16 protein-coding genes and 1 tRNA gene are annotated in these 18,294 nt (G+C 68.8%); 8 read left to right on the top strand and 9 right to left on the bottom strand.

What is annotated here, in order from left to right; all coding sequences use genetic code 11:
* Positions 1-45 precede the first annotated feature (45 nt).
* Positions 46-540, bottom strand: a complete 495-nt coding sequence (locus AAY78_RS10235) for a DUF1269 domain-containing protein (protein ID WP_046748216.1) — start codon at positions 538-540, stop codon at positions 46-48.
* Between the two features lie 271 nt (positions 541-811).
* Here AAY78_RS10235 and AAY78_RS10240 point away from each other — a divergent pair, with 271 nt between their 5' ends.
* A complete protein-coding gene (locus tag AAY78_RS10240) occupies positions 812-2,182 on the top strand; it encodes a glutamate decarboxylase (protein ID WP_231589701.1) in 1,371 nt (456 codons plus the stop codon).
* A 7-nt stretch (positions 2,183-2,189) separates the two neighbouring features.
* Positions 2,190-3,728: an amino acid permease gene (locus AAY78_RS10245; RefSeq protein WP_141370008.1), complete on the top strand. Its 1,539-nt coding sequence runs from the start codon at positions 2,190-2,192 to the stop codon at positions 3,726-3,728.
* A 3-nt stretch (positions 3,729-3,731) separates the two neighbouring features.
* Here AAY78_RS10245 and nhaA read toward each other — a convergent pair whose 3' ends face one another.
* The 4 genes from nhaA to AAY78_RS10260 form a co-directional block, all read right to left on the bottom strand.
* Positions 3,732-5,009 (bottom strand): Na+/H+ antiporter NhaA, encoded by a 1,278-nt coding sequence (gene nhaA / locus AAY78_RS10250; RefSeq protein ID WP_046748218.1) that lies wholly within the window; start codon positions 5,007-5,009, stop codon positions 3,732-3,734.
* Positions 5,010-5,075: 66 nt separating this feature from the next.
* Positions 5,076-5,249, bottom strand: a complete 174-nt coding sequence (locus AAY78_RS19925) for a hypothetical protein (RefSeq protein ID WP_164734097.1) — start codon at positions 5,247-5,249, stop codon at positions 5,076-5,078.
* Between the two features lie 168 nt (positions 5,250-5,417).
* A tRNA-Arg gene (locus tag AAY78_RS10255) sits at positions 5,418-5,490 on the bottom strand.
* 16 nt (positions 5,491-5,506) lie between these two features.
* Positions 5,507-6,322: an SGNH/GDSL hydrolase family protein gene (locus AAY78_RS10260; RefSeq protein WP_046748219.1), complete on the bottom strand. Its 816-nt coding sequence runs from the start codon at positions 6,320-6,322 to the stop codon at positions 5,507-5,509.
* A 92-nt stretch (positions 6,323-6,414) separates the two neighbouring features.
* Between AAY78_RS10260 and argS the strand changes: the two genes are divergently transcribed.
* The gene (gene argS / locus AAY78_RS10265) at positions 6,415-8,079 is read left to right on the top strand and encodes an arginine--tRNA ligase (protein ID WP_046748220.1); all 1,665 of its coding nucleotides are present in this window, start codon (positions 6,415-6,417) and stop codon (positions 8,077-8,079) included.
* A 40-nt stretch (positions 8,080-8,119) separates the two neighbouring features.
* Entirely contained in the window at positions 8,120-8,968 is an 849-nt protein-coding gene (locus AAY78_RS10270) for an LmeA family phospholipid-binding protein (protein WP_046748221.1), read from the top strand.
* A gap of 17 nt (positions 8,969-8,985) precedes the next feature.
* Here AAY78_RS10270 and AAY78_RS10275 read toward each other — a convergent pair whose 3' ends face one another.
* From AAY78_RS10275 to AAY78_RS10290, 4 genes are all read right to left on the bottom strand, one after another.
* Positions 8,986-9,732, bottom strand: a complete 747-nt coding sequence (locus tag AAY78_RS10275; protein WP_046748222.1) for an alpha/beta fold hydrolase — start codon at positions 9,730-9,732, stop codon at positions 8,986-8,988.
* Positions 9,733-9,734: 2 nt separating this feature from the next.
* Positions 9,735-10,316, bottom strand: a complete 582-nt coding sequence (locus AAY78_RS10280) for a TetR/AcrR family transcriptional regulator (RefSeq protein ID WP_046748223.1) — start codon at positions 10,314-10,316, stop codon at positions 9,735-9,737.
* Entirely contained in the window at positions 10,294-11,196 is a 903-nt protein-coding gene (locus AAY78_RS10285) for an alpha/beta fold hydrolase (protein ID WP_046748224.1), read from the bottom strand. Before AAY78_RS10285 ends, AAY78_RS10280 begins: the two co-directional genes overlap by 23 nt.
* A 68-nt stretch (positions 11,197-11,264) precedes the next feature.
* Positions 11,265-12,326, bottom strand: a complete 1,062-nt coding sequence (locus tag AAY78_RS10290; RefSeq protein ID WP_082108651.1) for a YihY/virulence factor BrkB family protein — start codon at positions 12,324-12,326, stop codon at positions 11,265-11,267.
* 147 nt (positions 12,327-12,473) lie between these two features.
* Here AAY78_RS10290 and lysA point away from each other — a divergent pair, with 147 nt between their 5' ends.
* The 4 genes from lysA to rho all read left to right on the top strand — a co-directional run bounded on the left by lysA (position 12,474) and on the right by rho (position 18,289).
* Entirely contained in the window at positions 12,474-13,892 is a 1,419-nt protein-coding gene (gene lysA, locus AAY78_RS10295; protein WP_046748225.1) for a diaminopimelate decarboxylase, read from the top strand.
* 21 nt (positions 13,893-13,913) lie between these two features.
* Complete coding sequence (locus tag AAY78_RS10300) at positions 13,914-15,218, top strand: homoserine dehydrogenase (protein ID WP_046748226.1); 1,305 nt, start codon at positions 13,914-13,916, stop codon at positions 15,216-15,218.
* 2 nt (positions 15,219-15,220) lie between these two features.
* Positions 15,221-16,183 (top strand): homoserine kinase, encoded by a 963-nt coding sequence (gene thrB, locus AAY78_RS10305; RefSeq protein ID WP_046748227.1) that lies wholly within the window; start codon positions 15,221-15,223, stop codon positions 16,181-16,183.
* A 180-nt stretch (positions 16,184-16,363) separates the two neighbouring features.
* Positions 16,364-18,289, top strand: coding sequence for a transcription termination factor Rho (rho, locus tag AAY78_RS10310; RefSeq protein WP_052748736.1), 1,926 nt, complete (start codon positions 16,364-16,366; stop codon positions 18,287-18,289).
* Positions 18,290-18,294: the final 5 nt, after the last annotated feature.

The raw sequence follows: 18,294 nt of genomic DNA on the forward strand, positions 1-18,294 counted from the left end.
CGGGGCCCTTCTTCGCGTCCGTGCTGGCTTCCTCGACAGTGCGGGTCAGCTCGCGCCGCCGAGGTCGTGGATGAGCTCCTTCTCGTCCTCCGCCGAGAGGGAGGTCTGCACGACGGTGCCCTTGAACGGCGCGAGCGCGGCGGCGAACTTGTCCTCCGTGATCTTCGTCGCGTAGACGACGACGGCGGACTTGCCCTCGGAGACCGCGTTCTTCACCCGGTCCCGGAACTCGGCGTCGATACCGGTCTTGTCCAGCCCGGCGAACAGTGCGCCGAAGAGGCCGCCGAACAGCAGCCCGGCGAACGGGACGAAGAAGAGTAGACCGATCAGCATGCCGAACAGCGCGCCTCCAGCGGCACCGACGCCGATGTTCCCCGCTGCACCCGGGTACTCGACCTTGGTCTTGCCCTTCTCGTCGACCTTCACGAGTGCCAGGCCCGCGAGCTCGACGACCAGATCGTTCTGCAGCGACAGGATCTCGTCGTAGGCACCTTCCGCCTGTGGCTCGCTGTCGAACGAGATGACGATGAGTTCAGCCATGGATGCTTCCCTTCTTCGGGCTGAGTCGACCGCCCTCAGCCGATGATCTCGGGAGTCCACTCCGCGGCGGAGCCCCGCTCCGCACATGCTAGGCACGTCACTTCCGCGATCGTCCGGCTCCGCCCCGAATTCACCCGGGGGAGCTTCGATGTGGTCGAAAGTGGGGTGGCGCGGCATCGTCGCTCTTGGGATAGTGGTCGGCACACGGCCAGCGATGAGGATCGAGCGTGTCGCTGGCGGTACGCCGACAGCGATGCGAAAGGTCACGGACATGAGCACTCCCTCCAGCGCCGACCAGCCGATCTTCACGAGGCCGGGGGAGGCGACGCTCACCTCGCGCCACGTCATCCCGCCAGGGGAGTCGCTTCCCGATACGGCGAAGCAGATCGTGGAGGACGAGACGATCCTCGACGGGAACGCGCGCTTGAACCTCGCCACGTTCGTGAGTACGTGGATGGACGACGACGCGAAGCAGGTCTATGCCGCGTCTTTCGACAAGAACATGATCGACAAGGACGAGTATCCGCAGACGGCGGCGATCGAGGACAACTGCTGGCACATGCTGGCCAACCTCTGGAACGCGCCCGATGCGGAGAAGAGCATCGGTACCTCGACCATCGGGTCGTCGGAGGCGTGCATGCTGGGCGGTCTCGCCTTCAAGCGGCGCTGGCAGCAGGCTCGGCGCGCGGCGGGCAAGGATGCCTCGAGTCCGAACATCGTGATGTCCTCGGCCGTGCAGGTGTGCTGGGAGAAGTTCTGCAACTACTTCGACGTCGAGCCGCGCTACGTGCCGATCAGCGAGGAGCACAAGACTCTCGACGGTCACGACCTGGCGAAGTATGTGGACGAGAACACGATCGGCGTCGTCGCGATCATGGGGGTCACGTACACGGGCATGTACGAGCCGGTGGCCGAGATCGCCGCCGCTCTCGACGAGATCCAGAAGGACACGGGCCTCGACATCCCCATCCACGTGGACGGGGCATCGGGGGCGATGATCGCGCCGTTCCTGCAGCCGGACCTGGTGTGGGACTTCCGCCTCGAGCGGGTGCATTCGATCAGCACGTCAGGGCACAAGTACGGGCTCGTGTATCCGGGGCTCGGCTGGGTGGTGTGGCGGGAGGCGCAGTGGCTCCCGGAGGACCTGGTGTTCAAGGTGAGCTACCTGGGAGGGGAGATGCCGACGTTCGCGCTGAACTTCTCGCGGCCGGGGGCTCAGGTGGTGCTGCAGTACTACCTGTTCCTCCGTCTCGGTTTCGAGGGATACCGCGCCGTGCAGCAGGCCTCCCAGGACGTCGCGAAGTACCTCTCCGCGGGGATCGCCGAGCTCGACGCGTTCGAACTCTGGAACGACGGCAGCGACATCCCGGTGTTCGCGTGGCGTCTGAAGGACGGACACACGAAGAACTGGACGCTCTACCATCTGCAGGATCGGCTACGGATGAAGGGCTGGCTCGTGCCGGCGTATCCGATGCCCGCCGACCTGGAGCGGATAACGGTGCAGCGCATCGTCGTGCGCAACGGGCTGAGCATGGACCTCGCAGAGGAGCTTCTGCAGGCGATCGCGACCGAAGTCGCCTACCTCGACGCACTCGAGTCGCCGATGCCGACCGAGAAGCCCCAATCGGCCTTCCATCACTGAGCCCGCGATGTCCACTTCGAACACGGGTGCCACCCCAGAATCGACTCCGGCAGCGGGGCCGACTCGCCCCACTGCTGCGCGCACGTCGGCAGCCACGCAGGTGTCGCGGCCGGCCGTCGCCATCCTCGGCGTCGGCCAGCTCGCCCTGCTCACCCTGGTCGTCGTCGCCAGTCTGCGCTCGCTTCCGGCGATGGCGACGTACGGCCTCGGCAGCATCATGCTGTATCTGATCCCCGCGATCGTGTTCCTGGTGCCGACGGCCCTGGTCGCCGCAGAGCTCGCCACCGGATGGAAGGGCGGCATCTACGTCTGGGTGCGGGAGGCGCTCGGGAACAGGTGGGGATTCACCGCGGTGTGGCTGCAGTGGATCCAGAACGTGGTGTGGTTCCCCACGCAGCTCGCTTTCATCGCGGGTGCCCTCGCGTTCGTGTTCATGGATCCGTCGTTGTCGAGTTCGGGCTTCTTCACGGCGGTCGTGATCATCGTGTTCTACTGGGGTTCGACTTTCGTCACCCTCCGCGGTGGCAACCTCTTCGCCAAGCTCGGCTCCTGGGGCGGCATCCTCGGCACGCTCCTGCCGGCCGCGCTGCTCATCGTGTTCGGTGCGATCTGGGTGTTCAGCGGCGAGAAGAGCCAGGTCCCGCTCGAAGCATCGGCGATCATCCCTCCCTTCACCGGCCTGGCGTCCATCGTCCTGATCGTGTCGAACGTGCTGGCGTACGCCGGGATGGAGGTCAACGCGGTCCACGTGAACCAGATGAAGGACCCGGGCAAGGGGTATCCCCGCTCGGTGTTCCTCGCCGCCGGTCTGATCCTGCTCGTGTTCATCCTTCCGACGTTGGCGATCTCGGTCGCCGTCCCGTCGAAGGAACTGGGGCTCACGAACGGCATCATGCTCGCCTTCGGTGTGTACTTCGATCACTGGGGGATGGGATGGGCGACGGCAGCCGTCTCGGCGCTGATCGCCGCCGGCGCGCTCGCCTCCGTGATCACCTGGGTCGCTGGGCCTTCGAAGGGCGTGCTCGCCGCCGCCGAGACGGGCCTGCTTCCACCGATGCTGCAGAAGCGCAACAAGGCGGGGGTCCAGTCCGGGATCCTGATGCTCCAGGGCACGATCGTGACGATCCTCGCTGCGATCTTCATCGTGGTCCCGAACGTGAGTGCCGCGTTCGTCGCACTGATCGATATGGCGGCCGCGCTGTACCTGATCATGTACATGCTCATGTTCGCGTCGGCGATCGTGCTGCGTCGCAAGGAGCCGACGGTGCACCGCGCGTACCGCGTCGCTGCGCTGCCACTGGTCGCCGGCATCGGCTTCGTCGCGTGTCTCGCGGCATTCCTGCTCGCCTTCATCCCGCCCGAGGGATTCACCGCCTTCCCTCCCGCGGCCTATCCGTGGGTCGTCGGCGCTGTCATCGTGGTGCTGGGCGCACCACCCCTCGTGTTCTACGCGATCCGTCGCCCGTCCTGGGACCGTCGACCGCCGGATGGAAGCCTCTTGAGCGACGCCCATCCGGAGGCCACGGTCTCACCGGAAGGTCGGTGAGGGTCACTCGACCCGACGCGCCGCTCGGGCCAGCGCATTGCGCCGCGCCAGGATGATCCCGCCGAGGAGGGCTGCGACGAACGACCCGACCAGCACGCCGATCTTCACGTGCTCGTCCGCGACCGAGCTCGACCCGTAGGCGAGCTCGCCGACCAGCAGCGACACGGTGAAACCGATTCCCGCGAGGAACGCCATGCCGGTCAGGTCCGGCCAGCGGAGCGTCTCGTCGAGACGCAGAGCGGGGATCCGGCTCAGCAGGAAGGTCGTGACGAGGATGCCGACCGGCTTGCCGGCGACCAGTCCCACGACGATGCCGATCGTGATCGGGTCGGTGAACGCCGATGCGAGTCCGTCCCATCCGCCGACCGTGACGCCGGCGGCGAAGAACGCGAACACGGGCACCGCGAACAGCGTGGCCACGATGCCCCACCGGTCGGCGAGGTGCGCGGCCATGCCGTCGTACATCGGACGGCCGTCCGCGTCGGTGCCCGTGCGCACCCGGGCGCGCTCCGTCGCGGTGACGGGCACGACGAAGCCGAGCAGCACGCCGGCGACCGTCGCGTGGACGCCGGACGCGTGGATGCACACCCACACCGCGATGGCGAGGGGCAGGAGGAGCCACCATGCGCGCACGCCCTTCGCCACCAGGGCGGCGAATCCTGCCAGGGGCAGCAGCGCGAGGATCAGCCACGGGAAGCTGATGCTCTCGGTGTAGAAGGTCGCGATGATGGTGATCGCGATGAGGTCGTCGATGATGGCGAGTGTCAGCAGGAACACACGCAGCGCGGGCGGCAGGAACTTGCCGACGACAGCTATCACGGCCACCGCGAACGCGATGTCGGTTGCGGTGGGTATCGCCCAGCCACGCAGCGCATCCGCACCGCTCGCGGCGTTGATGAGCACGAAGATCAGCGCGGGCACCACCACTCCACCCACTGCCGCGGCGATGGGGAGGGCAGCGCGGCGAGGATCGCGCAGGCGCCCCGCGACGAACTCCTCTTTCAGCTCCAACCCGACGACGAAGAAGAAGATCGCCAGGAGTCCGTCCGACGCCCACGCGCCGATGCTGAGCTCGAGATGCAGCTCGGGGATGCCGAAGGTGAAATCGCGCACGGACTCATACCAGGGCGCGGCGGGACTGTTGGCGAGGATCAACGCGGCGAACGTGGCCGCGAGCAGAAGCGACCCACCGAGCACGTCGCTGCGTGCGTTGGAACGTATGCCTTGCCACAGGGCGTGCGGGGCGAGGGAGAAGCGGGCAGGGGAAGGATTCGGGGACACGGAAAGACCTCACGCGAGAGAAGGGGTGAATAGCACAGAAGACCACCGCCCCGTTCGAGGCGTGGTCTAGTTCCGTGGCGGCGGGCAGCCCGCGATCTCGCCGTGCGAGAGAGTGCCCCAGACGCTGGTCCACCCGTTCGTGCCCGGGTGCATGATGATCCGCATCCACTCCCTCATGGGCGTCGCGGAACGCAGACGGTGCGGGGCACGCGTCGAACCGGCGATCGAGAGGAGGGGCACGGCAACAGCCTATCCGGAAGGCCTGGGAACCTGCGGGGCCTGCGCACCTTCGGCCGCCGCGGACGTTCGGCAGCCGCTGATCCCGGGCGGTTTCGCAGCTGAGCGCGAACCGCCAGTCGAGGCGAAACGAGAGAAGGCCGCTCCGAAGAGCGGCCTTCTGCTGATGTGTGCCCCCGACAGGAGTCGAACCTGCGACCTACGGTACCGGAAACCGGCGCTCTATCCACTGAGCTACGGAGGCGTACCGATCGACAATATCACTCGTCGGGGGTGGTCTCCGACCCACCGGCCTCCGTCATGGGCGCGGCGCGCAGCTCGTCGAGGGCGGCGGCCAGCTTCTCGGCCAGGTATCGGTGTCCATCCGTGGACGGATGCTTGCGGCCGACCTCCACGTCGATCACGTCGAGATAGTTCTGCGCGGTGATCCAGGCCTGGGCGATGGGGGAGATGTACCACCAGCCGCGCGCTGCGGCGAGCTCCGCGAGGTCGGTGTCGATGCGGGCCGTGGTCGCACCGACGGGAAGCTCGTGCGGGGCCGGGCCGAGCACCACGATCGTGGCCTGCGGGTAGAGGGCGGCCATCGCGTCCCACGCGGCGTTCACGGCCTCGCGGTATCCGGCGGCACCCTGGGCACGGTCGTTGATCGAGCCCTGCATGATCACGAGGTCGGGCGACAGCGACGGGTCGAGTGCGGCGATGCGCTCTCCGAACGTCGGTCCGTCGATACCGGGCTTGAGGTATCCACTCCCGCGGACGCCGTCCACGATGGTCCGGCCGCCGAGGAGATCGGCGAGGAGATAGGCGTAGCCCTGCGTGGGGAGGGTGGCCGCCGAGCCGTACGTCCAGGAGTCGCCGAACACCAGGACAGTGGGGTTCTCCGGGAGGACGAGCGGTGCCGGCGCGATGACCGCCGATGCGTCCGATTCGCCCGCTGCGGCCGCGCTGATCGGGGCGGCGAGAGGGGCGGGAACCCACGGGCGCCAGACGCCGATAGCCACGGCTGCGACCGCCACGATCAGGCCGGCGGTGATCGCGGCGACACCCCGGCGGCGGCTGGCGGCGGCTGGCTTCATGTGATGAGAGTAGATCACGGGAGAGCGAACGCGAATTCCTCCCGGTCCGTGCCGTCGGCCGGCGTCGTCCTGCCCCGTAAACTGAGGGGGCTATGAACCCCGAAACCCTCGCCGCAGCCCTCCTCGCCGTCCTCGCACCCATCGCGGAGGAACGACGCCCCGGCGAGCCCCTGGAGCTCTCCGCATCAGACATCGTGCTCGAGCGCCCCCGCAACCGCGACCACGGCGACTGGTCGTCGAACATCGCCATGCGCCTGGCCAAGCCGCTCGGCACGAACCCGCGTGAGCTGGCTCAGCAGATCGCCGACGGTCTCGCCGGCGTCGACGGCATCGCGAGCGCCGAGGTCGCGGGCCCCGGATTCATCAACATCCGCCTCGACGCTGCAGCCGCCGGTGCGCTGGCGAAGGTCATCGTCGACGCAGGGGACGCGTATGGGTCGAACGACTCGCAGGTGGGCCAGAGCATCAACATCGAGTTCGTGAGCGCGAACCCGACCGGACCCCTCCACATCGGACACACGCGCTGGGCCGCTCTCGGCGATGCGATCGCCCGGGTGCTCGCCGCGTCGGGTGCCACCGTCGCCAGGGAGTACTACATCAACGACGCGGGTGCGCAGATGGACCGCTTCGCGAGTTCCGTCCTCGCCGCGGCGAAGGGAGAGCCGACCCCGGAGGGTGGCTACGCGGGAAGCTACATCGGTGACCTCGCGGCGCGCGTGCTCGCTGCGCGTCCCGACCTGCTCGAACTGCCGGCCGACGAACAGGTCGACGTCGCCCGCGAGCTCGCCTACGCGTACCAGCTCGAAGAGCAGAAGCAGTCGCTGTCGAAGTTCAACGTCGACTTCGACGTCTGGTTCTCCGAGCGCACCCTGCACGCCAAGAACGATCAGGGTGTGAGTCTGGTCGACCAGGCCGTCGATCGCCTGCGCGAGCAGGGGCATGTCTTCGACCAGGAGGGCGCCGTCTGGGTGCGCACCACCGACTTCGGTGACGACAAGGATCGCGTGATCCGTCGCTCGAACGGCGAGTACACCTACTTCGCCGCCGATGCGGCCTACTACCTGAACAAGGGCGACCGCGGCTTCCAGGACAAGATCTACCTGCTTGGCGCCGACCACCACGGCTACGTGCACCGCCTCAAGGCGATCGCCGGCGCGGCGGGGGAGGACCCCGAGAAGAACGTCGAGGTGCTCATCGGGCAGCTCGTCTCGATCGGCGGTGCCCGTCTCAGCAAGCGCGCGGGCAACATCATCGAGATGGACGATCTGCGCGAGTGGCTCGGCACCGACGCGCTGCGCTACTCGCTGGAGCGCTCTCCTGCGGACTCGCCGCTCGCCCTCGATCCCGAGCTTCTCCAGAAGCGCACGAACGACAACCCCGTGTTCTACGTGCAGTACGCGCATGCCCGCACGCATAACGTGGCACGCAACGCGGTCGCGTCCGGCGTCGACCGCTCCGAGTTCGCGCCCGAGACTCTCACCCACGAGACCGAGAGCGCGCTGCTCGGAGCGCTGCAGGAGTTCCCGCGCATCGTGGCATTCGCCGCCGAGGTGCGCGAGCCGCATCGGGTCGCCCGCTACCTCGAGGAACTCGCCGGTCTGTACCACCGCTGGTACGACAACTGCCGCGTCATCCCGCTGAGCGACGACCCCATCGAGAGCGTGCATCGCACCCGTCTGTGGCTCAACGACGCCACCGGTCAGGTTCTGCGCAACGGACTCGACCTGCTCGGGGTCTCGGCGCCGGAGCGCATGTAGTGCAGGCAGGCGTGCGTCGCCGTGGGGCAGGATGGCAGGCATGAGCGACGACAACCACACCCGGCCCTACCCGGACGCGGCGACGGAGCACCCGACCCTCGTGATCCCGGGTTCGGCATCCGAGGAGGGTGCAGACGCCCCGCAGCAGAAGCGGCGGCGGTGGCCGTGGGTGCTTCTCGTCGCGGTCGTCGTGCTCGCGCTCCTGGTCGTCGCGGCGGAGCTCATCGCACGCGCCGTGCTGCCTGGCGTCGTACGGTCGATCGTCGTCGAGAAGCTCGACCTCCCTGCCGACCAGCAGCTCGACGTCGAGACGCAGGGACTCCTGCTGCCCCAGCTGATCGGTGGCACCCTCGACACCCTGCATCTCTCGACCGATTCCGTGACGCTGGACGGGATCACGGGCGCCGCGGATGTCACGGCGACCGGTGTTCCGCTGCGCGGGGGCGACCTCGGCGGCGCTTCCGGCACGGTCTGCGTCGACCAGGAGCAGTTCACCACGCTCCTGGCCGGCACCGATCTGCCGGTCGACTCGGTGGAGTTCACGGCGCCGAATGCCACGGTGAGCGGTTCGATCAGCGTGCTCGGAGCCGCGGTGCCGCTCTCCCTCACTCTCACACCCGGCACCATCGACGGTGACCTCGAGCTCACGCCGGTCGGCGTCAGCATCGGCGGACTCGACGTCGACCTCGACCGGGTCGGTTCCACCCTCGGCGCCCTCGGGGAGGGACTCACGCAGCCCCAACGGGTGTGCATCGCCGATCAGCTGCCCTCAGGACTCACGCTCACAGGGATCGAGATCGTCGACGACGCGGCCGTGATCGACGTCGACGTGAACGGCGCGATCGTCACCGACAAGGCTCTTCAGAGCAAGGGCAGCTGCCCGAGCTGACGGGCAGCGGTCTCGGTTCACGGGGAGTCGCTGGCGTTGAGCATCGCTTCGATGCGGCGGGCGAGCCAGGCGGGTCGTTGCAGCGGAATGCCGTGCCCGCAGCCATCGACGGCCTCGAGGGTGCTGTGCGGCAGTGAATCGTGCAGGAGCGCTGCCGAGCGCTTCATGAGCGACTTCTCCCCGGCGCCGACCAGGATCGACGCGGCTCCGGTGTAGGTCCGCCAGCTGGCAGGAGGCGTGAAGCGGAGATTCTCCTCGACGGAGCGCAGGAGCGTCTCGCGCGAGATCGCGGCGGATGTGCGCACATAGTCGGCCAGGAGCTCGTCTGGGATGAACAGCTGCCGTGCCTGCAGCCGGGCGAACCACTCCTTCGACGCGAGACCGGCGGTCACTCCGAGAAGCGCGAGAGTGGGGCGGGTCATCCGCATCGGCATGGCCTGGGCGCTGATGACGACGACGTTCCGCACCAGTTCGGGAAAGTCTGCGGCGAGCTGCACGGTGAGCTGTGCGCCGAGGGAGAATCCGACGACGGTCGCCGGTCGGCCGACTTTCTGCAGCACGCCGGCGAGCGCGGCGACCGTGACCGCGTGGGAGTCGTAGGTCGCATCCCTGCTGTGTCCGTGGCCGGGGAGGTCGGGGACGATCGCCCGCACGCCGCTGTCGATGTGGGTGCGGACGGGCTCCCACATCCACCCTGCGACGCCACCGCCGTGCAGGAGGAGCAGCGGACGGCCGGCCGGATCGCCGAAGGTCGCGACATGCATGATCAGTTCCTCTCGAAGGACTCGGCCATGCGGCCGATCGTGTCGATGGCGCGTTCGAGCAATGTCGGTTCGAACGGGCCGAGCAACCGGGATGCGGAGAGCAGTCCGATCGATGCGCTGGAGAGTGCGAGGGCGAGGGCCTCGACATCCACGTCGTCCACGATCTCGCCTCGGCTCTGCAGCCCCTGCAGCCATTCGTTGACGCGCCTCTGCCGGTCACGGTATCGGCCGTCTGTGATATCCGCCACGTGCGCACCGAGGATGCCCCGGTCGTCGAGGAAGGCCGCCGTCATCAGCGCGTCCTCGCTCAGAGCGCGCGCGGACGCGCGGTACGCGGAGCTGAGGCGCGGCCGGTCGCCCAGCTCACGACGCACGCGGTCGTTCATCCGGGTCGTGCCGCGCTGCAGCAGCGCATCGAGGATCTCCTTCTTGCCGGCGAACTCCAGGTAGACCGCGCCCTTGCCGATGCCGGCGCGTTCGGCGATCGAGGCGACGCTCATGGCGTCGAAACCGTTGGCGAGCACGAGCTCCTCGGCAGCATCGAGGATCCGCTCGCGGCGATCAGGGACGCGGGGCCTGGGCATCGCGGTGTCCCTCCAGATGGTCGAGCATCGCCGGGACGACGAGGTCGGGGCGGTCGCGTTGCACCCAGTGCCCTGCTCCGGCGGCGACCGTCAGGGATCCGACGGGCAACAATTCCGCGGCGGCTTCGGCATGGGGGAGCGGCACCCCGGTGTCGCGATCGCCGTGCACGAGAAGCGTGGGGGTCGTGATGGACGGGAGTCGAGGCGTGTACACGGTGCGCAGTCGATTCCAGAGCACCTGATCGCGCTGCCACTCCGCGAAGCTCGTCAGGCCCGTGCCGGTGGACGCTTCGTCGAGCACCGCCTTCACGAGATCGGGAGTGCGCGCCTGAGGATTCCGCACGAGCGTGGCCAGGCCTCGTTCCATCGCGGGCGCGTTGCGCGCGTAGGACCGGGTGGCGGCCGTCAGCAGTCCTGTGCGCAGCAGCAGGAACGTGCCGAAGTGCGTCATCCGGCCGGAGAGCCCGTCGGCCAGGCGCGGCATCAATCCGTAGCACCCCAGCAGGATGGCGGACTTCGCGTGGCTCGGCCGATCGAGGAGATGGCCGAGCGTCATGCCACCGCCGAGCGACAGGCCGGCGATGGCGTAGTCGACGAGGCCGAGTTCGTCGACGAGGTCGCCCACGTATCGCACGAGGTGTTCCTGGGTGAGGGGCCAGCCGGGACGGGGACTGCGGCCGAAACCGGGATGATCGGGGGCGATCACGCGGTGTCCGGCGCTGGCGAGCGCAGGGCCGACCTCTCCCCACGAGAGCTGCGCGTTGTCGGCGCCACCGCCATGCAGAAGCAGGACGGGAAGGCCGGCTTCGGATGAGGGGCGCCATTCCAGGACCGAGACCGTGGTGCCGGGGAGGGTGATGCTCGTGCGACGTGGCTCCATGAAGCCCCTTTCGTTGTGACCAGGTTACCCGATCGGGTCACAACGAGGGTGGGGTCAACCGACGCCGATCAGGATCCCCCGTCGGAGGCCGCAGCCTTCTGCGCCGCCCGCAGCTCGGCCGTTGCGATCTGCACTTCGGCCTCGGCTCGCTGGAGCCGTCGCTGGGGGAATGTGGTCGCGGCGAACCTCGCATGCACGCGATCGGACCTCTCCTCCTCGGCGGTCACGATGTAGGCGCAGGCGAACAGCATCACCTGGGTCGAGAAGTTCAGCCAGATCAGCAGCGCCAGGAGGGACGCGAACGAGGCGAGCAGCGGGTTGCTGGTCGCGCCGCCCACGAACAGACCGGACAGCTCCTGGAGTACCAGCAGACCGAGGGCGCCGATCAGGGCGCCGGGCCACAGGGAACCGGCGGCGGGACGCACGCCCGAGAGCACGCGGAACACACCGATGATGAGCACGGCGTCGAGAGCGAACACCACGAGCAGCGAGAGCAGCCGAACGGTCCAGGCGACCGCGGCGGAGTCGGCGGGCAGGCCGAGGAGGTCGGCGATCCACTCGACTCCGAGCTGACCGACGAAGGTGAGCGCGGCGGAGGCGACGAAGGCGAGTCCGATCCCGAGCGCCAGGGCGAGGTTGCGCAGGATCACCCACACCCAGAGGATGTCGTCCTGGACGGTCCCGGCGATCACCCGCACGGCGGTGCGGAGAGAGCCGATCGCTCCCAGAGCGGCTCCGACGAGGGCGACGAGCGAGATGATGCCCGCGACGGAGAGCGATGCGGGGGCCTTCAGATCCTCGGGATTGATCGCGCCGTCTTTCCCGATCAGGCCGGGGACGGCGGACTGCACCGCCTGGATGATGGCGCGCCACGCGTCGGGGTTGCCGGCGAGCCAGAGCGCGGCGATCGAGAAGCCCAGCAGCACGCCCGCGAACACACTGAACAGGGCGCGGTACGTGACGCTGTCGGCCAGCATCGGCCCCCGTCGCTCGGAGTAGAGCAGTGCGGCCCTGACCGGTCGCCGGGAGAGTGCCCACGCGATGGCCGGCGTCGTGATGCGCGCGATAAGTCCGGGCTTCGGCTTCACGGAGGACTCCGTGTCGTGGTGTGCTGTCTCGCTGTTCGTCACGCCCCCACCTTAGGAGGCACCTGCGGAGTGCTGCATGGGCTTGACGCGGCGAGTCACCGTGATCAAGGCGACGGGGTGGGTGCCCTAGAATCGGGTCAACCTCGATGTGCGTGCCCTGCCCGAGATCCTTCCCACGATTGGTGATCAGTGCTTCTCCCTGCCGATTCGCTCGCCCCGGAATGGCTCGCCGTCCCCGAGGACGCGAATGATCTCGCCGACGGCGTCTGGCCGGCCTCAGCAGTACGAGACGACGACGGCGTGCTCGACATCGCCGGCGTCAGCGCCACGGACCTGGCCCGCACCTACGGCACTCCGCTCCTCGTGCTCGATGAAGACGAGGTTCGCGGGCGTGCGCGCAGATTCCGCCTGGCGTTCGACAGGGCAGCGGCCGAGAACGGCACCACGGCGCAGGTGTACTACGCGGGTAAGGCGTTCTTGTGCACGACCGTGGCGCGCTGGGTCGTCGACGAGGGACTGCGCGTCGACGTGTGCACCGGGGGAGAGCTGGCCGTGGCCCTCGCCGCGGGGGTCGCTCCCGCTTCCATCGGCTTCCACGGCAACAACAAGTCGGTCGCCGAGCTGGAACGCGCGGTCGAGGTCGGGGTCGGCACGATCATCGTGGACAGCGCCATCGAGATCGAACGCCTCGCAGCGATCACGGCGCGTACCGGCGCGACGCAGCGCGTGCTCGTGCGTGTGATCAGCGGCGTCCACGCCGAGACCCACGACTTCCTCGCCACCGCCCACGAGGACCAGAAGTTCGGGTTCCCCCTGCCGGACGCCGAGCGGGCCGTGGCGCGGATCCGGGAGATCCCCGGCCTGGTGTTCGCCGGACTGCACTGCCACATCGGCTCGCAGATCTTCGGCGTCGCCGGCTTCCGCGAATCCGCGTCGCGCGTGCTCGACCTGCATGCAGCCCTGCTCGAGGACGGCCCCGTGCCCCAGCTCAACCTCGGCGGCGGCTTCGGCATCGCCTACACGCGTGTGGACGACCCGACACCCATCGAAGACCTTGCCGGTGCCATCATCACCGCGGTCGCCGACGACTGCGCCGCCCGGGGCATCCCCATTCCCGCCCTGTCCTTCGAGCCCGGCCGCGCCATCGTCGGCACGGCCGGTGTCACGATCTACGAGGTCGGCACCACCAAGGACGTGACGATCGACACCGGAGCCGTCCGCCGCTACATCAGCGTCGACGGCGGGATGAGCGACAACGCACGTCCGGCGCTGTACGGCGCCCAGTACTCGGCGCGGATCGCCTCACGTGTCGGAGCGGGCGAGCCGCGCCTCAGCCGCGTGGTCGGCAAGCACTGCGAGTCGGGCGACATCGTCGTCGATCATGAGTACCTTCCGGACGACCTCGTGCCCGGGGACCTGCTCGCCGTGCCGGCGACCGGCGCCTACTGCGTCTCGCTCGCCAGCAACTACAACCACGTCCCGCGTCCGCCGGTCGTCGCCGTACGCGGTGGACGTTCCGCGGTCATCGTCCGCGGCGAGACCATCGACGACGTGCTGGCCCGCGACGCGGGCATCGACGGGGCGCACGCCCCCGAGGGAGACCAATGACCCACCTCCGAAGGAGCAACCATGACTGAATACCGACGACTTCGTGTGGCGCTGCTGGGTGCCGGAGCGGTCGGCTCTCAGGTCGCGGCCCTCCTGCTGCGCCACGGCGACGAACTCGCCGACCGCGCGGGCGCCGAACTGGAACTCGCCGGGATCGCGGTGCGTAACCTCGACGCGCCACGCGACGTCGACCTGCCCAAGGAGCTCTTCACGACCGACGCCGAGTCGCTCATCCTGGGCGCCGACATCGTGATCGAGCTCATCGGCGGCATCGAGCCGGCCCGCACGAACATCCTGCAGGCCATCGGCTCCGGGGCCGACGTGGTCACCGCGAACAAGGCTCTCCTGGCCACTCATGGGCCCGAGCTCTTCGAGGCCGCTGACCGGGTGGGCGCCTCCGTCTACTACGAGGCCGCCGCGGCGGGGGCGATCCCGATCATCCGTCCCCTGCGCGATTCGCTCGCCGGCGACCGCGTGGTGCGCATCATGGGCATCGTGAACGGCACGACGAACTACATCCTCGACCGGATGGAGACCGAAGGCGCCGACTTCGCCGACGTGCTCGCCGATGCGCAGCGACTGGGCTATGCCGAGGCCGACCCGACGGCGGACGTCGAGGGTTACGATGCGGCGCAGAAGGCGGCGATCCTCGCGAGCCTGGCTTTCCACACGGCCGTGCCGCTCGAAGCCGTCTACCGCGAGGGCATCACCTCGATCACGGCATCGATGATCGAAGAGGCCAGAGCTGCAGGCTTCGTGATCAAACTGCTGGCCGTGTGCGAGCGGATCGAGGCCAACGGTGCCGAGTCGATCTCGGTGCGCGTGTACCCGGCCCTCGTCCCGGCATCGCACCCCCTCGCCTCCGTGCACGGTGCGAACAACGCGGTCTTCGTCGAGGCGGAGGCTGCGGGCTCCCTGATGTTCTACGGTGCCGGTGCCGGTGGCGTGCAGACCGCGTCGGCCGTGCTCGGCGACGTGGTCTCCGCGGCCCGTCGTCACATCGCAGGCGGGGTCGGGGTGGGAGAGTCCACTCGCGCCAACCTGCCCGTCGTGCCGATCGGTCACGTCACCACCCGGTACCAGATCACGCTCGAGGTCGCGGACGCGCCAGGTGTGCTCGCGACGGTCGCGAGCATCCTCAGCGACGGCGATGTCTCGGTCGCCACCGTCGTGCAGACCGTGGAAGGCGAGGACGAGCCCACAGCCCGTCTGATCATCGGAACGCACCGCGCGACGGAGCAGGCCCTGAGTGCCACCGTCGACGCTCTCGCGGACAGCGAGGTCGTCGCACGCGTGGTCTCGGTGCTCCGGGTGGAAGGCGAGTGACGATGACAGCGCCCGTCGTCCCCGCGGAGGGCGGAGCCGTCGAAGGACGCACCGTCGAGGTGCGGGTGCCGGCGACGAGCGCGAACCTCGGCCCCGGCTTCGACACACTGGGCCTCGCGCTCAGCATCTACGACACGCTTCTGGTCACGGCGCTGCCGGCCGGCGAGCTCGAGATCGAGGTCTCCGGTTCCGGAGCGGCCGAGATCCCTCGTGATGAGTCGAACCTGATCGTCCGCACCATCGCCTATGTGTTCGCCGACGCGGGACGCCCTGTTCCCGGTCTGCGGATCATCGCGGAGAACGCCGTGCCGCACGGCAGGGGCCTCGGCTCATCCGGTGCCGCCGTGGCTGCGGGCGTGCTCGCCGCGAAGGGATTGCTCGAGGGTGATGTGGAGATCGATGACACGGATCTCCTCCGGCTGGCGACCGAGCTCGAAGGCCACCCGGACAACGTGGCGCCGGCGCTCTTCGGTGGCCTGACGATCGCATGGATGTCGGAGCGGGGGCCGCAGCACAAGAAGCTCCTCGTGCACAGGGGAGTCTCGCCTCTGGTGCTGGTCCCCACGTACACGATGTCGACCTCGCAGGCGCGGTCGCTCCAGCCGCCGCAGGTCTCCACTGCCGACGCCGTGTTCAACGTCTCCCGCTCCGCGCTGCTGATCGCCGCGTTGATGCAGAGCCCGGAGCTGCTCCTGGATGCGACTGCCGACCGCCTCCACCAGGACTACCGTGCCGGAGCGATGCCGGAGACGCAGCGTCTGGTGCAGGCGCTGCGCGCTGCCGGTTTCGCCGCGGTGGTCTCCGGCGCAGGCCCCAGTGTGCTGGTCCTCGCGGACGGCCCCGGAAGTCGTCAGGACGCGGTCGAGCTCGCCGAACGCGTCACCGACACCCCGTGGGAGGCTCTCCTGCTCGCAGTCGACGTGCGTGGTGGTACAGTGGGGTCTCGAGCGGAGGGCTCCACGTAACTGCGTGAATCTGGCCCCATTGCAACTCTTGCAAGACCCGCACGCAAACCCCTGTGGCAGAGTTCATTCCTGAGCCGCCTGCCGAGGCTGGCTGGCGCCGAGCGTCAGCCCGTGCGATCGCGCGCAGCACCCGTTGTGCGCGTTCAACGCTCATTCCCCATGACATATAAGGGAGTACTCGTGGAGAACCTCTCCGAGACCCAGAACGAACAGTCTGCGCCCGCTTCGGAAGCACCGGCGACATCCGCGGAGCCGACGGGCGAAGCAGCACCGGCGCGCAAGCGTGCGCCTCGCCGTGCCAGCACCGCGACCGCGGCTGCGAAGGCCGAGAAGGCGGAGAAGGCCGATGCCGCGAAGGCGGAGAAGGCCGCGAAGTCGGACGCCGCTCCGGAAGCGTCCGTGCCCGCGGAAGCGTCCGCCACCGCAGCAGCGTCCGCCACTGCAGAGACCACCGAGGCTGCACCGAAGGCGAAGCGTCCGAGTCGCAGCCGTGCGAAGAAGGCCGATGCCGAGGCTCCTTCCGCGGAGACGGCGCCCGCCGAGGCCTCCGACTCCGCTGGCGCCGAGGCTCCCGCCGAGGCCGCGCCCAAGAGCACGGGACGCGGACGCCGCGGTGCGCAGAAGCCCGCAGCCGACGCCGAGGCGCCCGCTGCGGAGCCGGCAGCGGAGTCCGCTGCCGAATCGGCACCCGCTGAGGCTCCGCAGAACGCCGACTCCGACTCCGGGGACAGCGGCGAGGAGCAGGGCGGTCGCGGACGCAACCGCAGCCGCAGCCGCAACCGCGGACGCGGTCAGAACGGCGCGGCCCAGGAGCAGCAGCAGACGCAGCCCGCCGCCGACGACGAGCAGTCCGGTGGCAACAACCGCAACCGTCAGCGCAACAAGCGCCGCAACGGTGCACCGGCCGACGAGTTCGAGACCGAGATCACCGAGGACGACGTCCTGATCCCGATCGCCGGCATCCTCGACGTGCTCGACAACTACGCTTTCGTGCGCACCACCGGCTACCTCGCCGGTCCCAGCGACGTCTACGTCTCGCTCGGCCAGGTGAAGAAGTACAACCTCCGCAAGGGCGACGCGGTCGTCGGCTCCATCAAGCAGCCGCGCGAGGGCGAGCAGCAGGGGCGCCAGAAGTACAACGCCCTGGTCAAGGTCGATTCGATCAACGGCCTGTCGGTCGACGACGCGGCCACCCGCGTGGAGTTCGGCAAGCTCACCCCGCTCTACCCGCAGGAGCGTCTGCGTCTGGAGACGGCCCCGGAGAAGCTGACGCAGCGCATCATCGACCTCGTGGCGCCGATCGGAAAGGGCCAGCGCGGACTGATCGTCGCGCCGCCGAAGGCCGGCAAGACGATCGTCCTCCAGCAGATCGCCAACGCGATCGCGCAGAACAATCCCGAGGTCCACCTCATGGTCGTGCTCGTTGACGAGCGCCCCGAAGAGGTCACCGACATGGAGCGCACCGTGAAGGGCGAGGTCATCGCCTCGACCTTCGACCGCCCCGCCGAAGACCACACCACCGTCGCCGAGCTCGCGATCGAGCGGGCCAAGCGTCTCGTCGAGCTGGGCCGCGATGTGGTCGTGCTCCTCGACTCGATCACCCGCCTCGGACGCGCGTACAACCTGGCCGCCCCGGCGTCCGGCCGCGTCCTCACCGGCGGCGTCGACGCGTCCGCGCTCTACCCGCCGAAGCGCTTCTTCGGTGCAGCCCGCAACATCGAGAACGGCGGATCCCTGACGATCCTCGCCACCGCGCTCGTCGAGACCGGCTCCAAGATGGACGAGGTCATCTTCGAGGAGTTCAAGGGCACCGGCAACAGCGAACTGCGTCTGTCGCGTCAGCTCGCCGACAAGCGGATCTTCCCGGCCGTGGACGTGAACGCGTCCAGCACCCGCCGCGAGGAGATGCTGCTCTCGGCCGACGAGGTCAAGATCACGTGGAAGCTCCGTCGCGCCCTCGCCGGACTCGACCCGCAGCAGGCGCTCGAGGTCGTGCTCGGCAAGCTCAAGGAGACCAACTCGAACGTCGAGTTCCTCGTGCAGATGCAGAAGTCGATCCCGACGCTGCCCTCGGGCGCTCACGGACACGACAACAACATCCGCTGAGCGGC

Origin of the sequence: Microbacterium sp. Ag1 (genome assembly GCF_001005635.1) — a bacterium.
Taxonomy (GTDB): Bacteria; Actinomycetota; Actinomycetes; order Actinomycetales; family Microbacteriaceae; genus Microbacterium; species Microbacterium oxydans.

What these genes read in the sequence shown, in the direction of transcription:
- AAY78_RS10235 (WP_046748216.1), bottom strand. Translation starts at nt 540, where the DNA reads ATGGCTGAACTCATCGTCATCTCGTTCGACAGCGAGCCACAGGCGGAA.
- AAY78_RS10245 (WP_141370008.1), top strand. Translation starts at nt 2,190, where the DNA reads ATGTCCACTTCGAACACGGGTGCCACCCCAGAATCGACTCCGGCAGCG.
- AAY78_RS10280 (WP_046748223.1), bottom strand. Translation starts at nt 10,316, where the DNA reads ATGCCCAGGCCCCGCGTCCCTGATCGCCGCGAGCGGATCCTCGATGCT.
- AAY78_RS10285 (WP_046748224.1), bottom strand. Translation starts at nt 11,196, where the DNA reads ATGGAGCCACGTCGCACGAGCATCACCCTCCCCGGCACCACGGTCTCG.
- AAY78_RS10260 (WP_046748219.1), bottom strand. Translation starts at nt 6,322, where the DNA reads ATGAAGCCAGCCGCCGCCAGCCGCCGCCGGGGTGTCGCCGCGATCACC.
- argS (WP_046748220.1), top strand. Translation starts at nt 6,415, where the DNA reads ATGAACCCCGAAACCCTCGCCGCAGCCCTCCTCGCCGTCCTCGCACCC.
- AAY78_RS10275 (WP_046748222.1), bottom strand. Translation starts at nt 9,732, where the DNA reads ATGCATGTCGCGACCTTCGGCGATCCGGCCGGCCGTCCGCTGCTCCTC.
- AAY78_RS10240 (WP_231589701.1), top strand. Translation starts at nt 812, where the DNA reads ATGAGCACTCCCTCCAGCGCCGACCAGCCGATCTTCACGAGGCCGGGG.
- thrB (WP_046748227.1), top strand. Translation starts at nt 15,221, where the DNA reads ATGACAGCGCCCGTCGTCCCCGCGGAGGGCGGAGCCGTCGAAGGACGC.
- AAY78_RS10300 (WP_046748226.1), top strand. Translation starts at nt 13,914, where the DNA reads ATGACTGAATACCGACGACTTCGTGTGGCGCTGCTGGGTGCCGGAGCG.
- AAY78_RS10270 (WP_046748221.1), top strand. Translation starts at nt 8,120, where the DNA reads ATGAGCGACGACAACCACACCCGGCCCTACCCGGACGCGGCGACGGAG.